This is a genomic window from Mesorhizobium sp. LNHC252B00 (assembly GCF_000502955.1).
Taxonomy (GTDB): domain Bacteria; phylum Pseudomonadota; class Alphaproteobacteria; order Rhizobiales; family Rhizobiaceae; genus Mesorhizobium.
In genome coordinates, this window is record NZ_AYWO01000024.1 from 41,603 (window position 1) to 66,720 (window position 25,118).

Sequence of the window (25,118 nt, forward strand, 5' to 3'; positions counted from 1 at the left end):
GGCAGCCCAATGATTGCGCTCGCGTTGAGCGCCGGCGATCCGTCCGGCATCGGGCCGGAGATCGCCATCGCTGCTTTCATGGCACGCGAAGCTGCAGCCCTGCCTCCCTTCTATCTGCTGGCAGATCCGGCGCTGATCGCGTCGCGGGCGCGCCTCCTCGGCATTTCGCTGCCGATCGACGAAACGACACCATCACAAGCGGCGCAAGTCTTTGCCCGCGCCCTGCCGATCGTGCCGCTGACTGCCCACAGTATCGACAGCCCTGGCCGGCCGGACCCGGCCAATGCCGCCGCAACCATCGAGGCCATCGACCGTGCCGTCGCCGACTGCCTTGCCGGCGAAGCTTTGGCTGTCGTCACCTGCCCCATCGCCAAGAAGCCGCTCTACGATGCCGGCTTCCGCTTCCCCGGCCACACCGAATATCTGGCGCATCTGGCAGCCCGGCACAGCGGCGTCGAAGCGATGCCGGTGATGATGCTGGCAGGCCCTGACCTGCGCACCGTCCCCGTTACCATCCACATTGCGCTGGCCGAAGTACCTAAGGCGCTGACCACCGAACTGATCGTCGCCACCGCGCGCATCACCGCTGCCGACCTCGCTCGCCGCTTCGGCATCGCAAAGCCACGGCTGGCCGTTGCCGGGCTCAATCCGCATGCCGGTGAAGGCGGCGCCATGGGCCTCGAGGACGAGCAGATCGTGCGTCCGGCAATCGAAATCCTGCGTGCCGAGGGCATCGATGCTTTCGGTCCCCTGCCCGCCGATACGTTGTTCCATGCCCGGGCACGGGCCGGCTACGACGTCGCCCTTTGCATGTATCACGACCAGGCCCTGATCCCGGCCAAGGCGCTGGCCTTCGACGAGGCGGTCAATGTCACGCTCGGCCTGCCCTTCATCCGCACCTCGCCCGACCACGGCACCGCCTTCGACATCGCCGGCAAGGGCGTGGCGCGGCCCGACAGCCTGATGGCGGCATTGAAGCTTGCCCGGCAATTGGCCGACACGAACACGGGACCGGTTGCCGCATGAGATCGAAGGCATGAGCGTCGACGGGCTGCCGCCGCTGCGCGAGGTGATCGAGCGTCATGGGCTGCAGGCAAGGAAGGCGCTCGGCCAGAATTTCCTGCTCGACCTGAACCTCACGGGCAAGATCGCACGCACCGCCGGCGACTTGTCCGATGCAACCGTGATCGAGGTCGGTCCCGGTCCTGGCGGGTTGACCCGCGCCTTGCTCTCCAACGGAGCGCGCCACGTCATTGCCATCGAGCGTGACGAACGCTGCCTGGCAGCGCTTGCCGAAGTGGCCGACCATTATCCCGACCGGCTTGAGATTGTGTCCGGCGATGCGCTGAAGACCGATTTCGCGGCACTAGCCAGTCGCGCGGCCGGGGGCGGTGGCCCGGTAAAGATTGTGGCCAACCTGCCCTACAATATCGGCACCGAGCTGCTGGTGCGCTGGTTGACCGTCAGCGATTGGCCGCCCTTCTACACCTCGATGACGTTGATGTTCCAGCGTGAGGTCGCCGAACGCATCGTCGCGCCCGCCGGCAGCGACAGCTATGGCCGGCTCGGGGTTCTTGCCGGCTGGCGGACGGAGGCGAGGATCGCCTTCGACGTGCCGCCACAGGCATTCACGCCGCCGCCGAAGGTCACCTCCTCGGTGGTGCATCTGGTGCCGCGCCTGGCTCCGCTGGCCGCCGAGGTGAAAAAACTCGGCCGCGTCACCGAAGCCGCCTTCGGCCAACGCCGCAAGATGCTGCGGCAGAGCGTGAAAAGCTTGGGGGGCGAGGCGCTGCTCACCCGTGCCGGCATCGATCCGACACGCCGTGCCGAGACGCTCAGCGTCGAGGAATTCGTGCGGCTGACCAACGCGGTGTAGTGCCGGCGGGTCTGGAAGCGTTTTGCTCGAGGCATAGATAATCTGGCGGACACGCCGGAGGACCAAAATGCCCGCCTATGTCATTTCCGATGTCACGATCCGCGACGAAGAGGCCATCGAGACCTACCGATCCCGCGCGGCGACCTCTATCGCCCAGCATGGCGGGCGCTATCTGGTGCGTGGCGGACGGGTAGAGACACTGGAAGGCATGTGGCATCCCGGACCGCTGATCGTCGTCGAATTTCCCGACATGGAACGGGCCAGGCGTTGGTACGCCTCCGCCGAGTACGCGTCGGCACTGGACGTGCGCGATGCAGCGCTCAGCCGCAACCTGATCCTGGTCGATGGCATAGCGCCCTGAAGCCGGTCAGCCCGTCTTCTCGTCCAACAGTCCCGAGACGAAGTCGAACAGGCCTGGCCGGCGATCGCGCCTTAGCCGCTCGGCGACGACGATGCCGCGCACTTCGGCGAAGGCGCGGTCGAGGTCGTCATTGACGATGACGAAATCATATTCCTTCCAGTGCTCGATTTCGTTGCGGGCGTTTTTCAACCGCGTCTCGATCACCGCCTCCTGGTCTTCGGCGCGGCGCTTCAGCCGCGCCTTCAATTCCTTCATCGATGGCGGCAGGATGAAGATCGAGACAATGTCGGCGCGCATCTTCTCCTTGAGTTGCTGGGCACCTTGCCAGTCGATGTCGAACAGCATGTCGCGTCCTTCAGACAGCGCCAGTTCGGCTGGCTCACGCGGGGTCGCGTAGCAATTGCCGTGAACCTCGGCCCATTCCAGCAGCGCGTCGGAATCGCGCAGCCGCTCGAACTCGCGCATCGTCCGGAAATGATAGTGGACGCCCTCGATCTCGCTGCCGCGGCGCGGTCTGGTGGTGACGGAGACCGACAGTTCGAGACTGGAATCGCTTTCCAGAAGATTGCGCGCGATCGTCGACTTGCCGGCGCCAGACGGCGACGACAGGACGAGCATCAGGCCCCGGCGGCGAATGCGGGACCCCAAATCCTTGGCAACCATCGGCTACTCCAGATTCTGGATCTGTTCACGAAACTGGTCGACCACCGCCTTCAGCTCCAACCCGATCGCGGTAACGGCAGCGGCATTCGACTTCGAACATAGCGTATTCGATTCGCGGTTAAATTCCTGTGCCAGAAAATCGAGCTTGCGGCCGATTGCGCCGCCGCCTTCGAGCAGTGCCCGACCTGATGCGATATGCGTCTTCAGCCGGTCGATCTCTTCGCGAATATCGGCTTTGGTGGCGAGGAACGCCGCCTCCATGTACAGCCGGGTCGCGTCCAGATTGGCGGAAGCGTCCATCAGCAGCCTGACCTGCTCGGCAATGCGTTCGCGGATCACCGCCGTCTCGCGCGACGGATCCGCCTCGGCCCGCAGCGTCAGCACCTCGATTATGTCGATATGGCCCGACAACAGAAAAGCCAGCGCGGCACCCTCGCTTTGTCGTGCCTGTTCGAGCCCTTTCAGGGCCACCTCGAGCGCGGCCATGATTGCTGCATCGAGCACAGCCTTCGCCTCTTCGGTTTCGACGGTTTCGGGAATGTCGAGGACGCCGCGCAGCGAAAGCAATCCGTCTGATGTCGCGGGAGCAAGGCCGAATTGCTCCTGCAGCCGCTTGGCGAGCCCTGCCAGATCCTTCAGGAAGGCTTCATTGACGACCGGTTGCGCCAGCGCGCCGGCGGCACGACCGATGGTCAGCGTCGCCTGGAAATTGCCGCGTGCAAAACGCTTCTGAAGTGTCTGCCTGACGGCTGGTTCCAGCCGCTCGAAGCCTGGCGGCAATCGCAGCCGTATCTCGACGCTCTTGCCGTTGACGGACTTGACCTCCCAGGCAATCGAGGTGCCTTCATGCTCGGCGACGGCACGTGCAAAACCGGTCATGCTCTGCAAATTCATATCGCCCACACGTCCCTGGCGCACACCCCGAAACCGGCTTTACGGCGAGGAGCAAGTGCGGCTTGAAAATGACTGCGCCGCAGGCGTGTCGAAATAGGACGCGCGGCGCTTTTGCAAATGTCAGGGCATCGCCTGGTGGGCAAGGCCCTTCTTTATTCTACTGGGCAGCGCCCGCGTCACCGCCGTTGTCGTCGCCACCGTCAGCCGGCCCAGCGGCCCCAGCGTCAGCGGGCTTGTCGACATTGCCGTCCCCGGCGCCACTGGTGTTGATGGTCTTGGCAGCCTCATCTGCCTGCTTCTTCTGCAAGGCGCGATAGCGGGCGACATTCTCATTGTGCTCTTCCAGCGTCGCGGCAAAGACGTGCCCACCGTTACCATCGGCGACGAAATAGAGGTCGTCCGTTTTCGAGGGATTGGCTACCGCCTCCAGCGCCGCGCGACCTGGATTGGCGATCGGCGTCGGCGGCAAGCCGCTGATCAAATAGGTGTTGTAGGGCGTCTGCTTCTGGATGTCCGACTGGTAGATCGGCCGGTCCGCCGGCTTGCCCTTGCCGCCGAACAGACCGTAGATGATGGTTGGATCGGATTGCAGGCGCATGCCCTTGGCAAGCCGGTTCAGGAAGACGGCGGCAACCCGTGAACGCTCGTCACTCTTGCCCGTTTCCTTCTCGACGATCGACGCCAGCGTGACAAACTCTTCGACGTTGGCCAGCGGCAGGTCCGGCGCGCGCCGCTGCCAGACATCATCAACCAGCTTCTTTTGATCGGCCAGCAGCTTATCGATCATCTGCTGGCGTGTCGCGCCGCGCGTGAATCGCAGCGTGTCGGTGGCGAGGCTGCCCTCCGAAGGAATGGTCGCCGGCATATCGCCACTCAAGGCAGTCTCGTCCGCGATGCGTTGCAGCGCCTGCTCGACCGTCAGCCCCTCTGGAACGGTTAGCGAATACATCACCGACTTGCCGCTCTTCAAAAGCTCCATGATGTCGCGCATGGAGGCCCTGGGCTTGATCTCGTACTCGCCGGCCTTCAGCGCGGAATCATTGCCGAAGGCGCGCACGCCAAGGCGGAAGATTCGAGCGTCGCTGACCAGTCCGCGGCGTTCGAGTTGGTCGGCGATGTCCTGGACACCGGTGTTCGGCTTGACGAGGAAGGTGTCGCCATTGGCCGAGGGGCCGGGTTCGGTGAATTCCTGCTTGCCGAAATAGACCGCGACGCCGGCCGCCAGAACCATCAGCATCACCGAGGAAATGACGAAGTTCATGAACACGACGAGTTGGCTGCGTGATGCTCGCGAGCGCTTCGGCGGCGGCGTGCCGGCCTCCGGCCGCAACGCCTCGCTGGCCGTTTTCGGCACGATCGGACTGGATGTCGCGGGCCGCTGCCCCAATTCTCCGTTGCTTGCCGGATTTGTGTTCATTTCGCCCTACCGTTTGATCGCCCAACGAATCCCCAGCGGTAGAGTAGGGGCGAATATGGCAAAATTGACGGCACGCCAAAGCGGCGCCCGCCAGCCGGACGATCAGCCATTGTAGCGCTGGAAGACCAGCGACGCGTTGGTTCCGCCAAAGCCGAAGGAATTGGACAGTGCCACGTCGATCTGGCGGGCCCGCGGCTTGTTCGGCACCAGGTCGATCGCGGTTTCGCGTTCCGGATTGTCGAGGTTGATAGTCGGCGGGGCGACATTGTCTCTGATGGCAAGGATCGAAAAGATCGCTTCGGCGGCACCCGCCGCCCCAAGCAGATGGCCGATCGAAGACTTGGTCGACGACATCGAAATCTTCGACGCAGCATTGCCGACGAGCCGCTCGACAGCGCCGAGCTCAATCGTGTCGGCCATGGTCGAGGTGCCGTGCGCGTTGATGTAATCGACATCGGCAGGGGCCAGCTTGGCCCGGTTCAACGCCGCCGTCATGCAACGGAAGGCACCATCGCCATCCTCGGCGGGCGCGGTGATGTGATGCGCGTCGCCCGTGAGACCATAGCCCGTGACCTCGGCATAGATCTTGGCGCCGCGCGCCTTGGCATGATCGAGCTCCTCGAGCACGACAACGCCAGCCCCCTCGCCCATGACGAAGCCGTCACGGTCGCGATCATAGGGGCGCGACGCCGTTTCCGGCGAATCATTGCGTTCCGTCGACAGCGCCCGGCACGCGGCGAAGCCGGCGATCGACAGCCGCGTCACCGGCGCTTCGGCGCCGCCTGCGAGCATCACGTCGGCATCGCCCCACATGATCAACCGTGCGGCATCGCCAATGGCGTGGGCGCCGGTGGAGCAGGCCGTGACCACGGCATGGTTAGGGCCTTTCAGCCCGTGACGGATCGAAACCTGCCCGGAGACAAGATTGATGATCTGGCCCGGGATGAAGAAAGGGCTGATGCGGCGGGGGCCGCGTTCCTTGAGGATCATCGCGTTCTCTGCGATGCCCTCGATGCCGCCAATGCCGGAGCCGATCAGGACGCCGGTGGCGCATTGCTCGGCGTGCGTCTTCGGCTTCCAGCCAGAATCCTTCAGCGCTTCGTCGGCGGCGGCAATCCCGTACAGGATGAAGTCGCCGATCTTGCGCAATTCCTTCGGCTCGAGCACGGCCTCGGGATTGAAGGTGGCATTGCTGCCGTCGCCACGCGGAATGACGTGGGCGATCTTGCAGGCAAGATCTTCCACCTCGAACTCGGTGATGCGCTTGGCAGCGCTGCGGCCGGTCAGCAATTCCTTCCAGCCGTGCTCGAAGCCCATGCCGAACGGCGACAGCAATCCAAGGCCCGTGACGACGACACGCCTCATCGCAGGTCCTCCCCGGTGATGACTGCGGAAAGTGTCAGGCCGAAGCCTTGTCGATGTATTTCACCGCATCGCCGACGGTCAGGATGGTCTCGGCTGCGTCGTCGGGAATCTCGACGCCGAATTCTTCTTCGAACGCCATGACGAGTTCGACCGTGTCAAGGCTGTCGGCGCCCAGATCATCGATGAAGCTCGCCTGATCCGTCACTTTGTCGGCATCGACGCCAAGGTGCTCGATGACGATCTTCTTGACGCGCTCTGCGGTGTCACTCATTTGGGCATCCTCGTCTTTTGTTTGTCTGTCTTCGTTAGCGGGCAGAATGCCGCTAATCAAGCTGAAAGATGGTCCTGCCGGAAACGCAACGGCTACGGACCGGTTTTTGCCCGAACCGCCGGGTTGCGGGCCGCATTACACGAAAATCGGCTGAGGTCCAAGCCGAAATGGGCCTTCTCCGATGACTTTGAACGGGTTCCGACGCGACCCTGCTCCATCCCATCCGTCGCATATCAAAACGGGCTTCCTGGGCATGCCGACCACCCAGACGAAAATCAACATTGGAGATAGGCCGCTAACTAAAAAGTTACTCGGCCATGGTAGCCTTAATGATTCCGTCAAGAAATGGCGCCTCGGCGACGGTGGCGCCGGCTTGCGATAATAAGAAAAGGAGTGGACGCATGTCATCCTTGCTCAACAAGAGACGCCTGACGATCAAGCGCTGCCTAGTCATACTGGCGGTTTTCGTTCTTGGCATTCTGCCTGCGCGGGCATTGGAATCCATAAAGCTCCCAGAACCGCCGGACACAGTTGCTTTCAATATCCAGAAGAACGGTGAATCGACTCCGATCACGTTGAGGCAGCTGGAGAAGCTCGGCCTCTATAGGATCACCACCCCAAGCCCTTTCGAAAGCGGCCAGCTTACGTTTGAAGGCGTCCTGTTCAGCGATGTACTCAAGTTGATTGGATTGGAGGGCAAGGATTCTGTTGTTCTGCGAGCCGTCGACGATTATGTGCAGATAATTCCAAGAGAGGACTGGACCGACGGTCCTCTCCTGCTTGCCACGCGACAGGACGGAAAGTTACTGACCCGACGCACCCAGGGTCCCACCCGGCTCGTATACCCCCTCAATGACTATCCTAGCTTCGATACGCCGATTCGCAAACCACGATGGGTCTGGCTGATCAAGGCGATCGAATCCGGCAACTAGAGCCCGCGTGACCTTGATGGCAAGGTTTGGAAAGACGGGCTGGCGAGTTCCGGTTACATACGGGACAGCCATCGCTGCGGCAGTGGCCTGTTCGGGCATCTTGATCACGGTGTTGTTTCTCAGCATCAGCAAGATAGAGTCCTCGCTGCCCCGGTTCGGGTTTTTCGCCATCCGCGAATTCCACATCGCCATACGCGACGTGACGCACTTGCGGGATATGGTTTCGCTCGCTCAAGCCGCGCCCACGTCCGCAGCAAGCCTCGACCAGCTATTGGCGGCAAACGATCTGGTCTATGTCCGCTTCGAACGGGTCGACGGCAGTGGAACGAGTCGCGAAATTCCTGCCTATGCGGCGATAGTGCCGCGCGTCAACGACTCGGTAACGCGGATTGATGCGCTGATCGCGGCCGGGCTACCTCTCGATGCAGACAGATTGAAGGAAATGGGGCTTGAACTCGATCAGATCGTAGCCCGAATGAATGATGAGTATTATAAATTTGGCGAACAGGTAAACGCCGATCTCTACGGCTCGGAAATCAGCCTGAATAGATTTAATTATCAGATAGCCTTCGCATTGGCGATCTTGTCACTACTTGCAATCGGAACGGCCGTGTTGCTTATCGGCCGCCGTGAGACCATAAAGAAACTGGAATTTCTGGCTTGGCGTGATGCGACTACTGGCCTGAAGAACCGTGCCTGGATGTCGGCCAATAGAGACGATTTGCTGGATCAGGCAAAGCTAGCTGGCAAGCAACTCCATCTTTACCTGATCGACCTCGATCATTTCAAGAATGTGAACGATACGTTCGGCCATCACGTTGGCGATCTCCTGCTGAAAGCCGTCGCCGAAATCCTGCAGTTGATCGAACACCCCGGCGATGTATTTGCTGTTCGACTGGGTGGAGATGAGTTCGCCATCATCGAGGTTGGAGTGGCGCATTCGGCCGAAAAAGCTCTCGGCAATCGTCTTCGGGAGCAATTGAATGGGTTTGCCGAATTGGAAGGCCATCAAGTTCGAGTTGGCGCAAGCATCGGCATGGCCAGTTTTCCGGAGCATGGTGCGGACATTTCAACCTTGATGCGCAATGCGGACAGCGCTCTCTACGCCGCAAAAGCCCAGGGGCGAGCTGATCTCGTGACATTTTCTCCTGCAATCCTCAGCCAAATCGATGTGCAACTTGGCGAAGAAGCCGCAATCAAGCGAGCGCTTAATTGCGACGAATTTTTCCTGGTCTGGCAACCGCAATTCGAGTTGGCAACCGGCCGCATGACCGGTGCCGAGGCCCTGGTCCGCTGGCGCGACCCGATCTCAGGGGCGATTCGGCCACCGATATCGTTTATTCCAACAGCCGAACGAAGTGACCTGATACTGGAACTCGACAAATTGGTCTTGAGCAAGGCTTGCCGGCAGGCAGCACAGTGGCTGCCTATTTGCCCGGAGGACTTTGTCTGCTCGGCAAATGTTTCAGGCAAGAGTCTTCAGAACGACGTCTACTTCACCCACCTGGTTGAAGTGTTGCGACAAACGGGACTGCCGGCGTCACGTCTGCAGCTGGAAATCACTGAAGGGGTGTTTGTCCAGAACAGCCGAAGCGCTTTGCATATCCTGACCGAAATTCGAAACATCGGAGTCAGTTTGGCACTCGACGATTTTGGCTCCGGCTATGCGAGTTTCGGCTATCTCGCCGATTTCAACCTGGATCAGTTGAAGATCGACCGGTCCTTCTTGAGCGATTTGGCGTCGTCCCCGAAAAAGCAGAATGTCGTGCGAGGGATCATAGCGCTGGCCAATTCGCTCAGCCTGACAGTCGTTGCCGAGGGGGTGGAAAACGAAGCGCAGCTAGATTTTCTGATCGCCGAACAATGCCACCGCGCTCAAGGGTTCTTCATGTCGAAGCCCATCGAAGAAACCGTGCTGACAAATCATATGATTGCCCGGCGCGGCAGGACGAGAAGCGCAGGAAAATTCAAGCTGAGCCTCTCCGCCTAGTCATTGTTCGAAGACTCATCCCGAACAAAGCGGATGCGCGGGGAAGCCACAGTCCGGTCAGATCATCGCCATGCCACCATTTACATGGATGGTCTGGCCCGTGACGTAGGCGGCTTCGTTGGAGGCGAGATAGGCGACGGCGAACGCGACTTCAGCGCTGGTGCCCATGCGGCGCGTCGGGATCGCCGCCATGATCGCCTCTTTCTGCTTGTCGTTGAGCTTGCCGGTCATCGCCGATTCGATGAAGCCCGGGGCGACGCAGTTGACGGTGATGTTGCGGGTGGCGATCTCCTGCGCCAGTGATTTGGAAAAGCCGATCATGCCGGCCTTGGAGGCGCAGTAGTTGGTCTGGCCGGGATTGCCGGTGACGCCGACGACCGAGGTGATGTTGATGATGCGCCCATGACGGCGGCGCATCATTGGATGGGTGAGTTCGCGGGTCAGCCTGAACACGGCGGTCAGATTGACCTCGAGCACAGTGTCCCAGTCGGCGTCCGACATGCGCACGAACAGCCCGTCCTTGGTGATGCCGGCGTTGTTGACGAGGATGTCGACGCCTTCCAGATCGGCCTCGGCTTTCTGGCCGAGCGCCTTGACCTCGTCACGGTTCGACAAATTGGCTGGGAACAGCTTGACCCGGTCGCCAAGCTCGGTAGCCAGCGCTTCGAGTTTCTCGACGCGGGTGCCATGCAGGCCGACGATCGCGCCTTGCGCATGCAGCACCCTGGCGATGGCCTCGCCGATGCCCCCGGATGCACCGGTTACGAGCGCCTTGCGATCAGTCAATTCGAACATGTCTCAATCCTCTTCTCAATCGGACAGCCCGCGAATTGGCTATCTGTAAACGTCGCCGCGATGGCCTATCGTCACCACCAGAATTACGAGCCGGCTGTCCTGCACATCACAGATAATTCGATAATCCCCAACCCGATACCTCCAAAAGGTCGCAAGCGGACCCTTCAGCGGTTTGCCAGCCTTCCGTGGATTGTCGAGAGCGGCGATACTGTTCTCGATGAAGTCGCGAATTCGGTTTCGTGTCTGCGGATCCAGCTTTTCGACGAATTTGCGCGCCGAGCGGGCATATTCAAGCGTCCAGGCCACGCCAGAAGTCCTCTGGCTTCATGACATCCTCGTCACCGCGTCTGATCCGTTCCAGGACCTCCGCCGCGAGATAATAGTCCTCTATGTCCTCAAGACCGCGTTCGATAAGCTCACGTAGATAGTAAGCTTTGCTCCGGCCGGTCTTGGTCGCGAGGAAATCCAAGCGTTCTTCGATTTCGGGAGCAAGTCGGATCGAGGTCGGCATACCACTCTCCATGTGAATACATGTATTCGTGTATCGTCATGACGTCAGGATTTCAAGCCTGGTGTGCGTTGGTCAACTCAACGCGGCCAGCACTGCCTCGACCTCGGCCGCGGAGCCGACCGACGCGGTGGCGATGTCGCGGTTGATGCGCCGCGCCAATCCTGAAAGCACCTTGCCAGAGCCGATCTCATAAAGCGTGGTGACACCGTTTGCCCCAAGCCATTCCACCGTCTCGCGCCAGCGCACGCGGGCGACCACCTGCTCGACCAGACGCCGCGCGATCTCGTCGGGGTCATTGGTCGGGGTGACGGTGACGTTGGAGACGATGGGCACCACCGGCGCGGCCATCGTCACGCTGGCCAGTGCCTCGCGCATGATTTCGGCCGCGGGCGTCATCAGCGCGGAGTGGAAGGGCGCAGACACCTGCAGCATCAGCGCGCGCTTGGCTCCCTTTTCAGTGCACAGTTTTGCCGCCAGTTCCACCGCGGCTCTTGCACCGGAAATGACCAACTGGCCACCGCCATTGTCGTTCGCCACCTGGCAGACAGAGCCCTTCCCGGACGCTTGGGCGGCCTCGGCGCAGGCAGCTTCGACATCGGCCTGCTCCAGTCCGATGATCGCCGCCATAGCGCCCTCGCCGGCCGGCACCGCCGCCTGCATGGCGTTGCCACGGATGCGCAAGAGCCGGGCGGCATCGGCAACCGAAACGAAGCCTGCCGCCGCGAGCGCCGAATATTCGCCCAGCGAATGGCCGGCGACATAGGCGACTTTGCCTTTCAGCGACAAACCACGCGATTCCAGCGCCCGGATCGCGGCCAGCGACACCGCCATCAGCGCCGGTTGCGCATTGGCGGTCAGCGTCAACGTCTCTTCCGGTCCTTCCCAGATCAGTTTCGTCAGGTTTTCGCCGAGCGCGTCATCGACCTCCTGGAAAATCCTGCGCGCCTCCGGAAAGGCGTCGGCGAGATCCTTGCCCATGCCGACAGCCTGGCTGCCTTGTCCAGGAAAGGTGAATGCAACGGCCATGCGAGAGCTCCCAAGGGTTGGTTTTGCTTGCCTGGTAGACGAGTTTTGCTCGCCTGTGACGCAAGGCAGGCTGCCAAGTCAAGCCACTTCAACCCTTCCTGACGGCAGTGTCACCCGCCGAGTGCCTGTTCCGAAAAGCTTTTTGGCGATCACACCTGATGAAAACCGCTCACGATTCGTTTGCTGGCTCTTCTTATTTTGCTTACAGGCGCTAGCATTGCGTGACAAATCCATGACAATCGAGTGACGTGTTGTCGCTGGGTGGGGAAATCAAAAGTGGCAAAGAGTTCAAAACGCGCCGGTAAGGCCGCGCCACAGTTCCTGGAAGACGACCCCTCCACCGGCTACCTGCCGGGCAGGAGATGGCCGGTCGTGCGCTATGGTCTGGTCAGCCTGGCCATCGCTGCCATCCTGGTGTTTTCCATCGAACTGATCGTGCGCGGCGACTTTGCCGGCACGGTCTCCTTCTTCCTGCAGCCGCTCAAGCCGGGCTGGACTACCATTGTCGTGTTTGCGCTGATCCTGGTTGGCCTCGATGCGGTGCTTGGGCGCAGCCACCAGAGCCTGATGATTGTCGCGCCGCTGACGCTTTCCCTTGCTTTCGTCGGTCACCAGAAGTCTCACTATCTCGGCGATCCGCTCTATCCGACCGATTTCCTCTATGCCCGCCAGATCTTCGCGCTTTTGCCGCTGCTGGTGCGCGACCGGCCGATGACCGCGCTCGCCATGGTCGTCGGCATCGTCGCCGGCCTGTCGCTGCTCGTCTACGGCTGGCGGCTGTGGCGCCGCAAGGTACCGGCGCTCAGCCGCAAGGGGCGCCTTGCCCGGCTGACGCTGGCAGTGCCGCTGCTCGCCTTCTTCGTTTCGATCATGGATTACGCCACCTTCTCCTGGACCAGGGATCGGCTGCAGATCATACCGATCATGTGGGACCAGAAGGAGAACTATGCCTCCAACGGTTTTGCGCTGGCCTTTGCCCTCAACGTGCCGATGGCGCATGTCTCGGCGCCACCGGGTTATTCCGACAAGGCAATTGCCGCGATCGGCAGGCCTGATGTAAGCGCCTCGGTACCGGCCGAGAAGCCCGACATCATCATCGTCATGAGCGAATCCTTCTGGGATCCGACCAAGCTGCCCGGAGTCAGCATCAAGCCAGATCCGATCCCCAACGTACGGGCACTGCGCTCGGGCTCTATGTTCTCGCCGGAATTCGGCGGCATGACCGCCAACATCGAGTTCGAGGCGTTGACCGGCTTCTCGAATGCGTTCCTGCCTGCCGGAAGCATCCCCTATCAGCAGTACGTGCGCACGCCGACGCCTTCGCTGGCAACTTTCCTCAAGAGCCAGGGTTACCGGGCGCGCGCCATCCACCCCGGCACGAACTGGTTCTGGAACCGTGGCGCGGTCTATGCTGATTTCGGTTTCAACGACTTCAAGTCGGAAGAGACGCTGCCGCCAATGCAAAAGCGCGGGCCGCTGGCATCGGACGCAGCGATGACCGACGAGATCATCAGCGAGGCGGACGCCAGCGACGAGCCGGTGTTCTTCTTTGCCGTCAGCCTGCAAAACCACGGCCCCTATGAGCCGAACCGCTACTACAATCCGACGCATACGGTGCAGGCGCCGATCAGCCAATGGGCGCGCGAATCGCTGCTCAGCTACGCCGAGGGCTCAGCCGACGCCGATCGTGGTCTTGAACGCCTCGTCGAATGGGCGAAGAAGCGCTCCCGCCCGACCGTGATCGCCTTCTTCGGCGACCATCTGCCGCCGCTGGGGCCGGTCTACGTCGAAACCGGATTCCTCAAGGACAATGTCGCGCCGCGCAAGGAGGCGTCGCCCGGGGCCGCCCTCGAACATCACGAAACGCCGCTGGTCATCTGGTCGAATCGCACCGGGCCTGCTGAAGACATAGGTGCCGTCAGCCCGGCCTTCCTGCCCTATCATATCCTGAAGACGGCCGGCATCGCTCATCCCTACTACACCGGCTTCCTGGGTCAGATGAGCGAACGCTATCGCGTCGTCGACCGCAACCTGTTGCTGACGCCGGCTGGCGAGGCCACTCCCGATTGGGCGCGGCAGAAAGAGATCGACCCGGCGATCCGCGATTTCCGCCTTTTGCAGTACGATATGATGTTCGGCAAACGCAATGCGGCGCCCGACTTCTTCCCCGAAACGGTCGACAAGGTTGTCGCCCATACGAGTTGAACAGATTTGACCTTCCGCACCGGTTCGGCCGGGCGCTCAGTTCGTCAATTGCAGCTTCGTGAACTTGTTGGCGATCTGCAGGAACACATTCGGCAGCTTGGTCGGATCGTTCACGGCATAATAGTCGCTCGGGTCCGAAGCGCAGGCGCTGTAAAGCGTGCGGTTGGCGGCGGTGTCGGATTGCAGCACCATTGTGTAGATCTGCACGCCCTCGCTCTTCAATTGCGTACAAACGCTTTTGGTCCAGCCGTCGACATTGCGCGCAGCGGTCGTCTGGTTGTCCGATCCGAAACGACCACCCGCCAGATAGCCATAGGGTGTGTAGTCTGATTTTGTCGGCTGTTCGCTGGCGCCATAGACAACGTTCTCGCCATCGGTGAGCAATAGTACGATCTTGCTGATGCCAGGCGTCTTCCATGGCGCGCCACCGGTATAGGGCGCCCCAGGCGACAGCACCCGCATGCCCCATGACAAGCCTTCGGAAACATTGGTACCCGAGCCGTTCCACTCGGTCATCTCGCTTGCCGCCTTGCGAAGCTTGTCAAAATCGTTGGTGAGAGGGACGAGCGGTGTGGGGCAAGAGCGGTTGGGACCAACGGTGATGCGCGAGCCAGTCTCGGTGATGAGTTCCTTGGCGGGGGCAACATATTTGGCGATCTTTTCCTTGTCGGACTTTCCGGGCGTCGACACATCGCTGACGAGATCACTGAGATCGATGCCGAGAAGGTTGGTCTTCTTCTTGGCGAGCTTGACCTTGTCGCTGACGTCGTCGAGATAGGAATTGTTGTAGTATCTAGCCGAATTGCCGTAGGAGCTAGACGGCATCTGGGCGTCTTCCGGATCGTCCGGCGCAAAATACGGAACGAACAGCGTTTCGGGCTTGTTCGGATCGGGCGGCGTGTCGGAAATGTTGAAGGTGCCCGGTCGCGCCTCGACGCAACCTTTCCATCCGGTACCGTTCCATCCGGGCTCCGTCCATCCAGTCTCCTTGAGCTGTTTGAAGAGCGCCATGTGATTGGGACGCTTCCCGTCGATGGTCGGAAAGTTGGCGCCGTTGGTGGACGACTTGCCGTCCATATCGATCCAGGACGGGTCGAATTCATCACCGTCGACGTTGACGGCTGTAACAAATGGAACCAGCGACGCGCGGACCTGGCGCGTCGGCGATTTTGTCGATTCGAGCGTATCGAGCAACGATTTGGTCGCCGTCCTCAGCGCCGTCATGCGCGCGCCGGCCATCGAGCCAGTGTTGTCCAGCACCAGCACGACTTCCAGCTGGTTGTTTGATTCGACGGCGGCAGCATCGACCGCGATGTGCTTGCTGTTGCCGAACAGGAAGGCAAAGTTCAGATTGACGTCCGCCGTGGCAACCGCCTTTGTCTTGATGAAATTGATGCCCTTGTCGACGCTCAACGTCGCCTGCGCATTTCCGAGTTCGCCGTGCCCGACGATATTGGCCTGGAAATAACGGTTGAAGGCGTCATTGCGGGTGACGTCGAGATCGCCAAGATGCGAAGAGGCAAGGTTTGCCCCATCGAGGGCATTCTGAAGATCGCTCTTGGCCCGCATGAGGGTGGAGACATCGGTTGCGAAACCGACGGCTGTCAGGATGACCGGCAGGCCCAGACCCATTACAAGCGAAAAATTGGCGCTCTTCGAGCGCCAGAACTTTTTGAGAATCATTCTTACCCCCGAAATGCCTGTCGCTTTTTGTCGCGGCTTGTCCGGTTTTTGCCCTTCGATGATGAATCGACCGTTTACGGCGAGATTTCATCTCCCATCACGTGACTTTGTGGTTAAGGCGAAGTTGCGGAAACCACAAACTCCGGCCACGGTTGCTGCTTGATTTTGGCCTCGCGCGACTCATAGAACGTCGTCTGCCCTTGCTTTGCAGCCGGATTGCTATATAGACGCCCGCAATCTGCCGGTCCTTGCTGGGGGCTGAACGGAGGGCCGGAGGTGTTTTCGAAAACCTCCGTGTGATGCCAGAAGTGCTTCCGCCTCCCGTGTCTCCGCTCTCGACCGTCTCGTCATGCTCCTTTCTTCCCCGATTTTGCGGGTCAGAGAAGTTGCAGAGGCTTTTGCCGCCGGGAACCGGGAGAGAAACGAAGAAAGGCATAAGACATAATGGCTCTTTACGAACATGTGTTTCTTGCCCGGCAGGACCTCTCGCAGCAGCAGGTCGATGCGCTTGTCGAACAGTACAAGGGTGTCATCTCCGCGAATGGCGGGTCCGTCGGCCGGGTCGAGAACTGGGGACTGAAGTCCCTCACCTACCGGGTCAACAAGAACCGGAAGGCTTACTACACGCTGATGGACCTGAATTGCCCGCCGGCCGCGCTCAACGAGATGGAGCGCCAGATGGGTCTGTCCGAAGACGTGCTGCGTTTCCTGACCATCAAGGTCGAGGCGCATGAGGAAGGCCCGTCGGCCATGATGCAGAAGCGCGAAGAGCGCTCGGAACGTGGCGGCTTCGGCGATCGCGACCGTGGCGATCGTGGTCCGCGCTCGTTCGGCGACCGTGATCGCGGCGATCGTGGCGATCGTCCGCCGCGCTCGTTCGGCGACGCCGGTGCCGATCGTGGTCCGCGCCGTCCGCGCGAAGGCTTTGAAGGGGGTGCAGAATAATGGTCGACATCAACCAGATCCCGACCCGGCGCCCGTTCCATCGCCGCCGCAAGACCTGCCCGTTCTCCGGCGCCAATGCGCCCAAGATCGACTACAAGGACGTGCGTCTCCTGCAGCGCTACATTTCCGAGCGCGGCAAGATCGTGCCGTCGCGCATCACCGCCGTCAGCCAGAAGAAGCAGCGCGAACTCGCCAAGGCGATCAAGCGCGCCCGCTTCCTCGGCCTGCTGCCCTACGTGGTTCGCTAAAACTCCTGTCTGAAAACCGGGATCCAGTTTTCGGGCTCACTATCTAGCATGCGGGCGGCTTGCCGCCCGCTCTTCTCCCACGGTGACGGGCGCCGCAGGGTTGAACATCAATCCCGGGTTGAGGTCAAAAACCTCTAACTGCCGCGACAGGCAGGACAGCGACACCAGCGCCCCAGGCGTTCAAGCTTCCTGACCTGTTCCAATGACATTCGGCGTCGACCTCACCGATCGAGTGGCGCCCAACCGAAGGAACAAAACCATGGAAGTCATTCTTCTCGAACGCGTTTCCCGCCTCGGCCAGATGGGCGATACCGTCAAGGTAAAGGACGGCTTTGCCCGTAACTTCCTGCTGCCGCAGGGTAAGGCGCTGCGCGCCAACGAAGCCAACAAGAAGAAGTTCGAAGGCCAGCGCGCCCAGCTCGAAGCCCGCAACCTCGAGCGCAAGTCGGAAGCCAGCCAGGTTGCCGAAAAGCTCGACGGCAAGAGCTTCATCGCCGTTCGCTCCGCCGGTGAAACCGGACAGCTTTACGGTTCCGTTTCGACCCGCGACATTGCCGACCTGCTCACGGCGGAAGGTTTCTCGGTCAACCGCAACCAGATCCTGCTCAATCAGCCGATCAAGACCATCGGTCTCACCAATGTGGCGATCGCGTTGCATCCGGAAGTCGAAGTCACGATCACGCTCAACATCGCCCGCACGGCCGACGAAGCCGAACGCCAGGCCAAGGGCGAGACACTGACCACCGCCGAAGCCATCTATGGCGACGACATCAACGACAATGCCCGGCCGGAAAACTTCTTCGACCCGAACACCGAATTCGAGGGTGGCGAAGACAACGCCTGAGCATACGTCGCAGAGGATTGGAGCTGTGCTCCGATCACGATTGGAGCTTTGCTCCGATCACTTTGTCGGCATCCAGCCATACTGGACCAACGCCCGGGCCTCGCGCCCGGGCTTTTTTGTGCCAATGGAACTTTTCGAACCCCTATATATTGTTGCAGACTATAGCGTCGCGCGTCCTTTGGTCGCGCAAATGACGTTGTGAACTTTGGCTCGGCGCAAGGCTCCGCGGAAAATCGATTCCGATTCTCGCGGTTACGCGCCAAGATAGCCTGTCTGGCCGAGAGGGGACATTTGGTCATGAATATTCTGCTGAAGCGCGTTCTCGACCGCCTGGTGCGCACCGGCAACCTTAAGGTGACCGGCCCCAAGGGCGCGACGGTGGTTTTCGGCGACGGCAGCGGCGAACCGGTGCACATGCACATCAAGACCACGCATGCCGAGCGCGCCATCACCTTCGATCCGATGCTGGCGGTTCCGGAATCCTACATGGACGGCGAACTCGACATTCTCGAAGGTGGCGTGTTGGGCGTGATGCGCATCGCCTTCCAGAATATGGGCAGCGGCGGTATCGACGCCACCTGGTCGAAAGCCATAGAAGGCCTGCGCCACGCCTTCCGCCGCCTGCAGCAGATCAACACCGCTTCGCGCTCGCGCCGCAACGTCCAGCGCCACTACGATCTGTCAGGTGATCTCTACCGGCTCTTCCTCGACGACGACATGCAGTATTCCTGCGCCTATTTCGAGCAACCGGACATGACGCTCGACGAAGCGCAGGCTGCCAAGAAACGCCATATCGCCGCCAAGCTCAGGCTGAAGTCCGGCCAGACGGTGCTCGACATCGGCTCCGGTTGGGGCGGGCTCGGCCTCTACCTCGCCAAGGCGTTCGACGTCGACGTGCAGGGCGTGACACTGTCGACCGAGCAGCATGGCGTCGCCACCGACCGGGCACACGCGCAAGGGCTGGAAAGCCGCGTGCATTTCGAGCTCAAGGACTACCGCGAACTTAACGAGCGTTTCGACCGCATCGTCTCGGTCGGCATGTTCGAACATGTCGGCGTCAACCATTACCGTACCTTCTTCGACAAGAGCGCGACGCTGCTCAAGCCGGATGGCGTAATGCTGTTGCATACGATCGGCCGCTCCGGCGTGCCATGGGCGACCAGCGCCTTCATACGCAAATATATCTTCCCGGGCGGGTATATCCCCGCGCTTTCGGAAGTCATGCCAGCGATCGAGAAGTCGGGCCTCGTCGTCACCGACGTCGAAATCCTGCGGCTGCACTATGCCGACACGCTAAAGCACTGGGGCCAGCGCTTCGCCGCCAATCGCGACAAGGCCAAGACGATTTATGACGAACGCTTCTGCCGTATGTGGGAATTCTACCTGGCAGCGTCGGAGGCCGCCTTCCGCTGGCAGGATCTGGTCATCTTTCAGATCCAGATCACCAAGAAGAACGACACGCTGCCGATGACACGCGATTACATCGCCAAGTGCGAAAAGACGCTTGAGATGCGCGATATGGGGCATCGCGAAACGGCACCGGTCAAAAAGAGCCCTGCTGCCAAGCCAGCTCGCCGCCGCAAGGTCGCGGATCCGGAATAAGCATTGCCGCTTGCCATTGTCGGCGCCTGCACTGAAAAAGGTCCCGTGATCGTCTCGGGACCTTTTTCATGACCTACGTCCTCTACGCCGCCGCCGCTCTGGCCGAGATCGCCGGCTGCTTTTCGTTCTGGGCCTGGTGGCGATTGGAAAAGTCGCAGCTTTGGCTACTCCCCGGTCTGGCCTCGCTCGCGCTGTTCGGCTTCCTGCTCGCGCTGGTCGACACGAATGCCGCCGGCCGCGCTTACGCCGCCTACGGCGGCATCTACATTGCGGCGTCGCTTGGCTGGTTGTGGCTGGTGGAAGGCGTGCGACCCGACCGCTGGGATTTTGCCGGAGCGGCGCTCTGCATTGCCGGCGCCTCGGTGATCCTTCTCGCCCCGCGGGGCGCGTGAGATGGAACTGCCGGCGCCGCTTCGCCAAGGTGTAGAGCGCGTGCTCGAAAATGTTCCGCTGGCGACGCTGAAGCAAGCGGCAAAAACGCTGTCGGACCGCTACCGTGCCGAGTTGCGCGACGGCCGCATGCACATGGCCGAGGATCTGGCGGTCAAGGCCTATCTGGCGACGCGGCTGCCGGCGACCTATGCCGCGATCCGCGCCAGCCTCGACGCGCTGAGCGATGCCAAGCCCGACTTTCAACCCAGGAGCCTGCTCGACGTCGGCGCCGGCCCTGGTACGGTGCTTTGGGCCACGACCGACCAGTGGCCAGATCTCGAACAGGCGGTGCTGCTGGAAGCGAGCGCGGCGGTGCGCAAGGTGGGCGAGGTGCTGGCCGGCGACGCGATTGCCGCCCGGACCAGTTGGCTGGCCGGCGACGCCACCATCGATCTTGCCGGCCTCGAGCCAGCCGATCTGGTGACGTGCGCCTATGTGCTGGATGAAATCGTTCCGGCATCCCTGCCGAAGCTCATCGACCGGCTCTGGCAGGTCACCGGCGACACGCTGCTGATCGTCGAGCCGGGCACTCCTGCCGGATGGCAACGCATCCTTGCCGTGCGCCGACAGTTGATCGAGGCGGGCGCGCATGTGCTTGCGCCTTGCCCGCATCAGGCGCCCTGCCCGCTTGCCCAGCCGGACTGGTGCCATTTCTCCCGCCGCGTCGCCCGCTCGCGCCTGCACCGGCTGGCCAAGGATGCCGACGTGCCATGGGAGGACGAGAAGTTCATCTATGTCGCGGCTTCCCGAGACGCGCCTACCTCCCGCCGGGCGCGGGTTCTAGCGCCGCCGAAATCCGGCTCCGGCAAGGTTCTGCTCAAGCTTTGCAAGGAAGACGGCACTGCCGCCGAGCGCCTGTTTACCAAGCGTGACGGCGCCGACTTCAAGCTCGCCCGGCGGCTGGGCTGGGGCGACAGGCTGGACAAAAGCGCAATATGAACGTCGTGCAAGTTCTTGCTTTGTTCTGACGAGTCAGATACGAATCAACGTCCTGTCGAGTCAAACGGAATCGGGGCACGGACATACTCTCCTGTGGACGATTGGTCGTTCCTGTGAACAACGGGCATCGAGGCTCTTTGGTCGCGCAGTGATGCAGAAAGGTCAGCATCGACTCATCTCGTTCTGATATCGAAGGTCGGGATCAAATCGGGGATATCATGGCAGAGGCAGCGCGAAAATTCGGCGTCGCGGAAACACCGCTTTATCGTGAAGCGCCAAACAACATCGAGGCCGAGCAGGCGCTGCTCGGCGCCATTCTCGTCAACAACGACGCATTCTACCGGGTCTCGGACTTCCTCAAGGCCAGCCACTTTTACGAGCCGCTGCACCGCAAGATCTATGAGGTGGCGTCCGAGTTCATCCGCATGGGCAAGGTCGCGACGCCGATAACGCTAAAAACCTTCCTGCCGGCCGACGAGAAGGTCGGCGACATGACGATGGCGCAATATGTCGTGCGGCTGGCGGTCGAGGCCGTCACCGTCGTCAACGCCACCGACTATGGCCGTGCCATTTACGACCTCGCCACGCGCCGCGCGCTGATCACCGTCGGCGAGGACATGGTCAACATCGCCTATGATGCGCCGGTCGACATGGCGCCCACCGAGCAGATCGAGGATGCCGAGCGGCGGCTGTTCGAGCTGGCCGAAAACGGCCGCTACGATGGCGGGTTCGAAAGCTTTTCCGATGCCTTGAAGAACGCCGTCGACATGGCCAGCGCGGCTTATATGCGCGATGGCCACCTGTCCGGCATCGCCACCGGCCTGCGCGATCTCGACCATCGCATGGGCGGCCTGCAGCCGTCGGATTTGATCATCATCGCCGGCCGCCCGGGCATGGGCAAGACGTCGCTGGCCACCAACATCGCCTACAACATCGCCGCCGCCTATGAGCCCGCCCAGCAGGCTGACGGCTCGGTCAAGGCGGCCAATGGCGGTGTCGTCGGCTTCTTCTCGCTCGAAATGTCGTCGGAGCAGCTGGCCACCCGCATCATCTCCGAGCAGACCGAGATCCCGTCTTCCAAAATCAGGCGTGGCGACCTGACCGAAGCCGATTTCGGCAAGCTCGTCGCCTACACGCAAGAGAACCACAAGCGCCCGCTCTACATCGACCAGACGGGTGGTATTTCGATCGCCCAGCTCGCGGCGCGCGCCCGCCGCCTCAAGCGCCAGCGCGGGCTGGATCTGATGGTTATCGACTATATCCAGCTGATGCAGGGTTCATCAGCCAAGGCGTCGCAGAACCGCGTCCAGGAAATCACCGAGATCACCACCGGGCTGAAGGCGCTCGGCAAGGAGCTTGGCGTGCCGATCATCGCGCTCTCACAGCTTTCGCGCCAGGTCGAAAGCCGCGACGACAAACATCCGCAGCTGTCGGACCTGCGCGAATCGGGCTCCATCGAGCAGGACGCCGACGTGGTGCTGTTCGTGTACCGCGAGGAATATTACATCAAGAACAAGGAGCCGGAGAAAGGCACGCCCGAGCACCTGGCTTGGGAAACAAAGATGATCGAGGTCCAGGGCAAGGCCGAAGTGATCATCGCCAAGCAGCGCCATGGTCCGACCGGCACCGTCAGCCTTGCCTTCCAGGGCGAGTTCACCCGCTTCTCCGACCTTGCCGAGGAGCATCACCTGCCGGAAAGGTTCGAGTGACCTGTTGAGAAAGGTCTCGTTTCCTGGCGCCCCCCTCTGTCCTGCCGGACATCTCCCCCTCCAGGGGGGAGATCGGATGTCATCGATTCTTTCGCCAATTTTTGGCGCTGAAAAGAAGGCGCAAGCGCTGAAGCTGCAAATCTCTCCCCTTGAGGGGGAGATGGCCGGCAGGCCAGAGGGGGGCGCTGTCCCGCTAACCTGTCACCACCCGGCACCCCACTGATGGCCAAATCGCGGGTCCAATTCATCTGCCAGAGTTGCGGATCGGTGCATCAGCGCTGGGCCGGCAAATGCGATGCCTGCGGCGAGTGGAACACGCTGGTCGAGGAAGGCACGTCCGGCGGCATCGGCTCAGGCCCGGCCAACACGCGCAACGCCCGTAAAGGTCGCGCGGTGGTGCTGACCACGCTGTCCGGCGATATCGAGGACGCGCCGCGCATCAGCTCGGGCATTGGCGAGCTCGACCGCGCCACCGGCGGTGGTTTCGTGCGCGGCTCCGCGTTGCTGGTCGGGGGCGATCCCGGCATCGGCAAATCGACGCTCCTCACCCAGGCAGCCGCCGCGCTGGCGTCAAAGGGTCACCGCATCGTCTATGTCTCGGGCGAAGAGGCAGTTGCACAGATCAGGCTGCGAGCGCAGCGGCTTGGCGTCGCCTCCTCCCCGGTGGAACTTGCCGCCGAGACCAATGTCGAGGACATCCTGGCGACAATAGCCGACGGCAAGCGGCCTGACCTGGTCATCCTGGATTCCATCCAGACGCTGTGGACCGATCTCGCCGATTCGGCGCCGGGAACCGTCACCCAGGTGCGCGCCGCCGCCCAGGCGATGATCCGCTATGCGAAGTCCACGGGGGCGGCGATCGTGTTGGTCGGCCACGTCACCAAGGAAGGCCAGATCGCCGGGCCGCGTGTCGTCGAACATATGGTCGACGCCGTGCTCTACTTCGAAGGCGAAGGCGGCCATCATTATCGCATCCTGCGTACGGTGAAAAACCGTTTTGGACCGACCGATGAGATCGGCGTCTTCGAAATGTCGGACAAAGGCCTGCGCGAGGTCGCCAACCCATCCGAGCTTTTCCTTGGTGAACGCCATGCCAAATCGCCGGGCGCGGCGGTTTTCGCCGGCATGGAGGGGACAAGGCCAGTGCTGGTCGAGATTCAGGCGCTGGTGGCGTCCTCCTCGCTCGGCACGCCGCGCCGCGCCGTCGTCGGCTGGGACGGCGCGCGGCTGTCGATGATCCTGGCGGTTCTCGAAGCCCATTGCGGCGTGCGCTTCGGCAGCCACGATGTCTATCTCAACGTCGCCGGCGGCTATCGCATTTCGGAGCCCGCGGCCGATCTGGCGGTGGCGGCGGCCCTGGTTTCCTCGCTCACCGGTCTTGCCCTTCCCGCCGATTGCGTCTATTTCGGCGAAATCAGCCTTTCGGGCGCCGTGAGGCCGGTTGCGCATGCGCAACAGCGCCTCAAGGAAGCCGAAAAGCTGGGTTTTGGAAGCGCGGTTCTGCCCTCGGGCAGCGGAGAGTTGGCTTGGGGGATCGGGGCTGGTTGTTTCCAGCCGACTGAGCTTGCCGACTTGGTGGCACGCATAGCCGGCTCACGCCGAAGCCGCGTGGACGAGGAAGATTAGGGCATCGGACCCAGAAGCGGGAAACGGCTTTGGGAAACCCAATGCTCCGCGCTATAATGCGGCTCATGGAGTGGGGCGAAAGACATGCCGATTACGCTGCTTGACGGAATTCTCGTCGGCTTCACTCTGGTTTCGGCGATGCTCGCCATGGTTCGCGGCTTCTCGCGCGAGGTCCTGTCCGTCGTCTCCTGGGCGGCAGCGGCAGCGGCGGCGTTCTTCTTCTACAAGCCGGTCCTGCCCTACCTCGCGCCCTACATCGAGAATGAAAAGATCGCGATGGCGGCCTCCGCCGGCGTCGTCTTCATCATCGCGCTGATGGTCGTCTCGATCATCACAATGAAGCTTGCCGACTGGATCATCGATTCCAGGATCGGCGCGCTCGACCGCACGCTCGGCTTCCTTTACGGCGCCGCGCGCGGCATCCTGGTCGTTGCCGTCGCACTGCTGTTCTTCAACTGGCTGGCCGGCGCCAAGGCACCGGCCTGGGTCACGGAGGCCAAGTCGCGGCCATTGCTGGAGCAGATCGGCGCCAAGCTCGAGAGCCTGCTGCCTGAGGATCCCGAAAACGCGATTATGAAGAAGCTCAACCCGAATCAGCCGGCCGCAGAGACGCCCGCAGCTCCGGACGCCCCGGCGGCGGATGCTCCCGCAGGCGGCGACGATGCCAACACGCCGGCGCCTGACGATAATGACACAGGAACGCCTCCGGCCGACAATGCCCCGGCCAATCCGGCGCCGGCTGCACCGGCAAACTGACGCCCGAAATGGGCGTCGGGACTTGACC

Annotated in this window: 25 protein-coding genes; 15 read left to right on the forward strand and 10 right to left on the reverse strand. The window is 61.8% G+C overall.

Annotation, left to right across the window (positions count from 1 at the left end; all coding sequences use genetic code 11):
• Nucleotides 1-9: 9 nt before the first annotated feature.
• From pdxA to X744_RS146225, 3 genes are all read left to right on the forward strand, one after another.
• The gene (gene pdxA, locus X744_RS146235; RefSeq protein WP_023761592.1) at nucleotides 10-1,026 is read left to right on the forward strand and encodes a 4-hydroxythreonine-4-phosphate dehydrogenase PdxA; all 1,017 of its coding nucleotides are present in this window, start codon (nucleotides 10-12) and stop codon (nucleotides 1,024-1,026) included.
• Between the two features lie 10 nt (nucleotides 1,027-1,036).
• Nucleotides 1,037-1,876, forward strand: a complete 840-nt coding sequence (gene rsmA / locus X744_RS146230) for a 16S rRNA (adenine(1518)-N(6)/adenine(1519)-N(6))-dimethyltransferase RsmA (RefSeq protein ID WP_031260837.1) — start codon at nucleotides 1,037-1,039, stop codon at nucleotides 1,874-1,876.
• 67 nt (nucleotides 1,877-1,943) lie between these two features.
• On the forward strand, nucleotides 1,944-2,237 hold the full coding sequence (locus tag X744_RS146225) for a DUF1330 domain-containing protein (RefSeq protein WP_023761594.1): 294 nt from the start codon (nucleotides 1,944-1,946) through the stop codon (nucleotides 2,235-2,237).
• A gap of 6 nt (nucleotides 2,238-2,243) precedes the next feature.
• Here the strand turns inward: X744_RS146225 and gmk are convergent, their stop codons facing one another.
• The 5 genes from gmk to X744_RS146200 form a co-directional block, all read right to left on the reverse strand.
• Entirely contained in the window at nucleotides 2,244-2,900 is a 657-nt protein-coding gene (gene gmk, locus X744_RS146220; protein WP_013532512.1) for a guanylate kinase, read from the reverse strand.
• A 3-nt stretch (nucleotides 2,901-2,903) separates the two neighbouring features.
• Entirely contained in the window at nucleotides 2,904-3,794 is an 891-nt protein-coding gene (locus X744_RS146215; protein ID WP_023761596.1) for a YicC/YloC family endoribonuclease, read from the reverse strand.
• A 157-nt stretch (nucleotides 3,795-3,951) separates the two neighbouring features.
• Nucleotides 3,952-5,211: an endolytic transglycosylase MltG gene (mltG, locus tag X744_RS146210; RefSeq protein WP_023761597.1), complete on the reverse strand. Its 1,260-nt coding sequence runs from the start codon at nucleotides 5,209-5,211 to the stop codon at nucleotides 3,952-3,954.
• A gap of 102 nt (nucleotides 5,212-5,313) precedes the next feature.
• On the reverse strand, nucleotides 5,314-6,576 hold the full coding sequence (gene fabF / locus X744_RS146205) for a beta-ketoacyl-ACP synthase II (RefSeq protein ID WP_023761598.1): 1,263 nt from the start codon (nucleotides 6,574-6,576) through the stop codon (nucleotides 5,314-5,316).
• 34 nt (nucleotides 6,577-6,610) lie between these two features.
• Nucleotides 6,611-6,847: an acyl carrier protein gene (locus X744_RS146200; RefSeq protein WP_023761599.1), complete on the reverse strand. Its 237-nt coding sequence runs from the start codon at nucleotides 6,845-6,847 to the stop codon at nucleotides 6,611-6,613.
• Between the two features lie 401 nt (nucleotides 6,848-7,248).
• On the opposite strand from X744_RS146200, the gene X744_RS0137905 reads away from it, so the two are divergent.
• On the forward strand, nucleotides 7,249-7,779 hold the full coding sequence (locus tag X744_RS0137905; RefSeq protein WP_198032267.1) for a molybdopterin-dependent oxidoreductase: 531 nt from the start codon (nucleotides 7,249-7,251) through the stop codon (nucleotides 7,777-7,779).
• A 16-nt stretch (nucleotides 7,780-7,795) separates the two neighbouring features.
• Nucleotides 7,796-9,769 carry a bifunctional diguanylate cyclase/phosphodiesterase gene (locus tag X744_RS0137910; RefSeq protein ID WP_084025614.1) on the forward strand — a complete coding sequence of 658 codons (1,974 nt, stop codon included), beginning with the start codon at nucleotides 7,796-7,798 and terminating at the stop codon, nucleotides 9,767-9,769.
• A gap of 57 nt (nucleotides 9,770-9,826) precedes the next feature.
• Here X744_RS0137910 and fabG read toward each other — a convergent pair whose 3' ends face one another.
• The 4 genes from fabG to fabD all read right to left on the reverse strand — a co-directional run bounded on the left by fabG (nucleotide 9,827) and on the right by fabD (nucleotide 12,101).
• Entirely contained in the window at nucleotides 9,827-10,564 is a 738-nt protein-coding gene (fabG, locus tag X744_RS146195) for a 3-oxoacyl-[acyl-carrier-protein] reductase (RefSeq protein WP_023761603.1), read from the reverse strand.
• 39 nt (nucleotides 10,565-10,603) lie between these two features.
• Nucleotides 10,604-10,870 carry a type II toxin-antitoxin system RelE/ParE family toxin gene (locus X744_RS146190; protein WP_023761604.1) on the reverse strand — a complete coding sequence of 89 codons (267 nt, stop codon included), beginning with the start codon at nucleotides 10,868-10,870 and terminating at the stop codon, nucleotides 10,604-10,606.
• The gene (locus X744_RS146185; protein WP_031260840.1) at nucleotides 10,854-11,075 is read right to left on the reverse strand and encodes a ribbon-helix-helix protein, CopG family; all 222 of its coding nucleotides are present in this window, start codon (nucleotides 11,073-11,075) and stop codon (nucleotides 10,854-10,856) included. The genes X744_RS146190 and X744_RS146185 overlap by 17 nt, the downstream gene beginning before the upstream one ends.
• 72 nt (nucleotides 11,076-11,147) lie before the next feature.
• Entirely contained in the window at nucleotides 11,148-12,101 is a 954-nt protein-coding gene (gene fabD, locus X744_RS146180; protein ID WP_023761606.1) for an ACP S-malonyltransferase, read from the reverse strand.
• Nucleotides 12,102-12,377: 276 nt separating this feature from the next.
• On the opposite strand from fabD, the gene X744_RS146175 reads away from it, so the two are divergent.
• Complete coding sequence (locus X744_RS146175) at nucleotides 12,378-14,306, forward strand: LTA synthase family protein (RefSeq protein ID WP_023761607.1); 1,929 nt, start codon at nucleotides 12,378-12,380, stop codon at nucleotides 14,304-14,306.
• A gap of 36 nt (nucleotides 14,307-14,342) precedes the next feature.
• Here X744_RS146175 and X744_RS146170 read toward each other — a convergent pair whose 3' ends face one another.
• The gene (locus X744_RS146170; RefSeq protein ID WP_023761608.1) at nucleotides 14,343-15,989 is read right to left on the reverse strand and encodes a pilus assembly protein; all 1,647 of its coding nucleotides are present in this window, start codon (nucleotides 15,987-15,989) and stop codon (nucleotides 14,343-14,345) included.
• A gap of 444 nt (nucleotides 15,990-16,433) precedes the next feature.
• Between X744_RS146170 and rpsF the strand changes: the two genes are divergently transcribed.
• The 9 genes from rpsF to X744_RS146125 all read left to right on the forward strand — a co-directional run bounded on the left by rpsF (nucleotide 16,434) and on the right by X744_RS146125 (nucleotide 25,090).
• Nucleotides 16,434-16,934, forward strand: coding sequence for a 30S ribosomal protein S6 (gene rpsF, locus X744_RS146165; protein WP_023761609.1), 501 nt, complete (start codon nucleotides 16,434-16,436; stop codon nucleotides 16,932-16,934).
• Entirely contained in the window at nucleotides 16,934-17,182 is a 249-nt protein-coding gene (gene rpsR / locus X744_RS146160) for a 30S ribosomal protein S18 (protein WP_006203718.1), read from the forward strand. The genes rpsF and rpsR overlap by 1 nt, the downstream gene beginning before the upstream one ends.
• Before the next feature lie 259 nt (nucleotides 17,183-17,441).
• Nucleotides 17,442-18,026: a 50S ribosomal protein L9 gene (rplI, locus tag X744_RS146155; protein ID WP_031260841.1), complete on the forward strand. Its 585-nt coding sequence runs from the start codon at nucleotides 17,442-17,444 to the stop codon at nucleotides 18,024-18,026.
• Nucleotides 18,027-18,323: 297 nt separating this feature from the next.
• Nucleotides 18,324-19,628, forward strand: coding sequence for a cyclopropane-fatty-acyl-phospholipid synthase family protein (locus X744_RS146150; protein WP_023761611.1), 1,305 nt, complete (start codon nucleotides 18,324-18,326; stop codon nucleotides 19,626-19,628).
• A 68-nt stretch (nucleotides 19,629-19,696) separates the two neighbouring features.
• A complete protein-coding gene (locus tag X744_RS146145) occupies nucleotides 19,697-20,020 on the forward strand; it encodes a YnfA family protein (protein WP_023761612.1) in 324 nt (107 codons plus the stop codon).
• 1 nt (nucleotide 20,021) lies between these two features.
• Entirely contained in the window at nucleotides 20,022-20,999 is a 978-nt protein-coding gene (locus X744_RS146140) for a small ribosomal subunit Rsm22 family protein (protein ID WP_023761613.1), read from the forward strand.
• Nucleotides 21,000-21,217: 218 nt separating this feature from the next.
• On the forward strand, nucleotides 21,218-22,708 hold the full coding sequence (locus tag X744_RS146135) for a replicative DNA helicase (RefSeq protein WP_023761614.1): 1,491 nt from the start codon (nucleotides 21,218-21,220) through the stop codon (nucleotides 22,706-22,708).
• Between the two features lie 222 nt (nucleotides 22,709-22,930).
• Nucleotides 22,931-24,334, forward strand: a complete 1,404-nt coding sequence (radA, locus tag X744_RS146130) for a DNA repair protein RadA (RefSeq protein WP_023761615.1) — start codon at nucleotides 22,931-22,933, stop codon at nucleotides 24,332-24,334.
• A gap of 84 nt (nucleotides 24,335-24,418) precedes the next feature.
• On the forward strand, nucleotides 24,419-25,090 hold the full coding sequence (locus X744_RS146125) for a CvpA family protein (protein ID WP_023761616.1): 672 nt from the start codon (nucleotides 24,419-24,421) through the stop codon (nucleotides 25,088-25,090).
• Nucleotides 25,091-25,118 lie beyond the last annotated feature (28 nt).

What these genes read in the sequence shown, in the direction of transcription:
- X744_RS146145 (WP_023761612.1), top strand. Translation starts at nt 19,697, where the DNA reads ATGACCTACGTCCTCTACGCCGCCGCCGCTCTGGCCGAGATCGCCGGC.
- rpsF (WP_023761609.1), top strand. Translation starts at nt 16,434, where the DNA reads ATGGCTCTTTACGAACATGTGTTTCTTGCCCGGCAGGACCTCTCGCAG.
- X744_RS146125 (WP_023761616.1), top strand. Translation starts at nt 24,419, where the DNA reads ATGCCGATTACGCTGCTTGACGGAATTCTCGTCGGCTTCACTCTGGTT.
- X744_RS146225 (WP_023761594.1), top strand. Translation starts at nt 1,944, where the DNA reads ATGCCCGCCTATGTCATTTCCGATGTCACGATCCGCGACGAAGAGGCC.
- fabF (WP_023761598.1), bottom strand. Translation starts at nt 6,576, where the DNA reads ATGAGGCGTGTCGTCGTCACGGGCCTTGGATTGCTGTCGCCGTTCGGC.
- radA (WP_023761615.1), top strand. Translation starts at nt 22,931, where the DNA reads ATGGCCAAATCGCGGGTCCAATTCATCTGCCAGAGTTGCGGATCGGTG.
- X744_RS146200 (WP_023761599.1), bottom strand. Translation starts at nt 6,847, where the DNA reads ATGAGTGACACCGCAGAGCGCGTCAAGAAGATCGTCATCGAGCACCTT.
- gmk (WP_013532512.1), bottom strand. Translation starts at nt 2,900, where the DNA reads ATGGTTGCCAAGGATTTGGGGTCCCGCATTCGCCGCCGGGGCCTGATG.
- X744_RS0137905 (WP_198032267.1), top strand. Translation starts at nt 7,249, where the DNA reads ATGTCATCCTTGCTCAACAAGAGACGCCTGACGATCAAGCGCTGCCTA.
- X744_RS0137910 (WP_084025614.1), top strand. Translation starts at nt 7,796, where the DNA reads ATGGCAAGGTTTGGAAAGACGGGCTGGCGAGTTCCGGTTACATACGGG.
- rplI (WP_031260841.1), top strand. Translation starts at nt 17,442, where the DNA reads ATGGAAGTCATTCTTCTCGAACGCGTTTCCCGCCTCGGCCAGATGGGC.
- X744_RS146150 (WP_023761611.1), top strand. Translation starts at nt 18,324, where the DNA reads ATGAATATTCTGCTGAAGCGCGTTCTCGACCGCCTGGTGCGCACCGGC.
- fabD (WP_023761606.1), bottom strand. Translation starts at nt 12,101, where the DNA reads ATGGCCGTTGCATTCACCTTTCCTGGACAAGGCAGCCAGGCTGTCGGC.
- X744_RS146135 (WP_023761614.1), top strand. Translation starts at nt 21,218, where the DNA reads ATGGCAGAGGCAGCGCGAAAATTCGGCGTCGCGGAAACACCGCTTTAT.
- rpsR (WP_006203718.1), top strand. Translation starts at nt 16,934, where the DNA reads ATGGTCGACATCAACCAGATCCCGACCCGGCGCCCGTTCCATCGCCGC.
- X744_RS146215 (WP_023761596.1), bottom strand. Translation starts at nt 3,794, where the DNA reads ATGAATTTGCAGAGCATGACCGGTTTTGCACGTGCCGTCGCCGAGCAT.
- X744_RS146185 (WP_031260840.1), bottom strand. Translation starts at nt 11,075, where the DNA reads ATGCCGACCTCGATCCGACTTGCTCCCGAAATCGAAGAACGCTTGGAT.
- pdxA (WP_023761592.1), top strand. Translation starts at nt 10, where the DNA reads ATGATTGCGCTCGCGTTGAGCGCCGGCGATCCGTCCGGCATCGGGCCG.
- X744_RS146140 (WP_023761613.1), top strand. Translation starts at nt 20,022, where the DNA reads ATGGAACTGCCGGCGCCGCTTCGCCAAGGTGTAGAGCGCGTGCTCGAA.
- mltG (WP_023761597.1), bottom strand. Translation starts at nt 5,211, where the DNA reads ATGAACACAAATCCGGCAAGCAACGGAGAATTGGGGCAGCGGCCCGCG.
- X744_RS146170 (WP_023761608.1), bottom strand. Translation starts at nt 15,989, where the DNA reads ATGATTCTCAAAAAGTTCTGGCGCTCGAAGAGCGCCAATTTTTCGCTT.
- fabG (WP_023761603.1), bottom strand. Translation starts at nt 10,564, where the DNA reads ATGTTCGAATTGACTGATCGCAAGGCGCTCGTAACCGGTGCATCCGGG.
- rsmA (WP_031260837.1), top strand. Translation starts at nt 1,037, where the DNA reads ATGAGCGTCGACGGGCTGCCGCCGCTGCGCGAGGTGATCGAGCGTCAT.